This window comes from Cellulosimicrobium arenosum (assembly GCF_014837295.1).
GTDB classification, from domain to species: domain Bacteria; phylum Actinomycetota; class Actinomycetes; order Actinomycetales; family Cellulomonadaceae; genus Cellulosimicrobium; species Cellulosimicrobium arenosum.
In genome coordinates this window covers 1-1,469 of record NZ_JACYHB010000025.1, presented here as the reverse complement: position 1 = coordinate 1,469, position 1,469 = coordinate 1, and the positions used below count along the sequence as shown (strand labels likewise).

Below are 1,469 nucleotides of genomic sequence, written 5' to 3'. Positions count from 1 at the left end.
GGCGGGTTCTAGCGATCCCCGCAACACCCTGGATTTCGGGGAGTTGCGGGGATCGTGGTTTCTGAGGAGATGCGGGCGCGGTTCTTCGCGGCCCTCGATCGTGAGGACGGGAGTGTCTCGGCTGCCGCCCGCGCGGTCGGGGTGAGTCGGAACACGGCGTTCGGATGGGCGCGCAGGGCAGGTATCCACGGGCGCGGCAAGCCGGGCACGAGCGGCCATCCGGGCCGTGGCGAGTACGAACGTCTGCGCGCGGCAGGCGTGCCGCGGCGCACGGCGGCCGCGCAGGTGGGCGTGCACGAACGCACCGCGCAGGACTGGGATCGGGGATGGCGCAAGCAAGGCCCGGTGCGGATCCATGCCGATGGGCGTCGGATCAACTACAAGACGGGTATGACCACCACTGTCGCCACGTCGTCGACTCCGTCGCTCGCAGCGGTCGAGGCCGAAATGCATGCGCGCTTCCTCACGCTCACGGAGCGAGAGACGATCGCGGACCTGCACCGCGGCGGGCAGTCGCTGCGTGCGATTGGTCGGGCGCTGGGCAGGGCGGCCTCGACGATCAAGCGTGAACTCGACGCCCGGTCGGCGGGCGGCGTCTACCGACCACACGCAGCGCAGCGAGCGTGGGCGGGCAGCCGGTCACGCCCGAAGGCCTCGAAGCTTGCTCAGCACGGCCGGTTGCGTGACTACGTCGCTGGCCGGCTGGCCGAACGGTGGTCACCTGAGCAGATCTGTCACGCTCTGATCAGCGAGTTCCCCGACGACGAGAGCATGCGGGTGAGTACGGAGACGATCTATCAGGCGATCTACGTCCAGGCCCGGGGTGGGTTGCGACGCGAGATCGCCGACGCGTTGCGCACCGGACGCACTCGCCGCAAGCCCCACCGCAGACCCGACCAGCGCACACCCCGGTTCGTGGACGAGATGGTGATGATCTCCGAACGCCCGGCCGAGGTCGAAGACCGGGCGGTGCCCGGGCACTGGGAAGGCGACCTGATCGTCGGCACGGGATCGCAGTCCGCGATCATGACGCTGGTCGAGCGCTCCACCCGCTACGTCCTGCTGGGTCACCTGCCTGGCGGGCACACCGCCGAGGAGGTCCGCGACGTCCTGGTCCCGCTGATCGGGGCCTTGCCGACACACCTGCGCGGATCGCTCACCTGGGACCAGGGCTGCGAGATGGCCACGCACAAGCAGTTCACGATCGCGACGAACGTGCCGGTCTACTTCTGTGACCCGCACTCACCCTGGCAGCGCGGCTCGAACGAGAACACCAACGGGCTGCTGCGCCAGTACTTCCCCAAGGGCACCGACTTGTCCATCCACTCCGCTGCTGACCTCGAGCACGTCGCCCAGCAACTCAACGGACGACCACGCAAAACGCTCGGCTGGAAGACTCCAGCCGAGCGTCTGCGTGATCTACTGACGACCGTCTAGGCCATCAGGTGTTGCGAGGACCCCGAGAATCC

Annotated in this window: 1 protein-coding gene; it reads left to right on the top strand. The window is 68.5% G+C overall.

The genetic code is table 11. The annotated features are described in order from the left end of the window. Positions 1–258 precede the first annotated feature (258 nt). Positions 259–1,437 carry an IS30 family transposase gene (locus IF651_RS17255; RefSeq protein WP_191830364.1) on the top strand — a complete coding sequence of 393 codons (1,179 nt, stop codon included), beginning with the start codon at positions 259–261 and terminating at the stop codon, positions 1,435–1,437. The last annotated feature ends 32 nt before the right edge of the window (positions 1,438–1,469 follow it).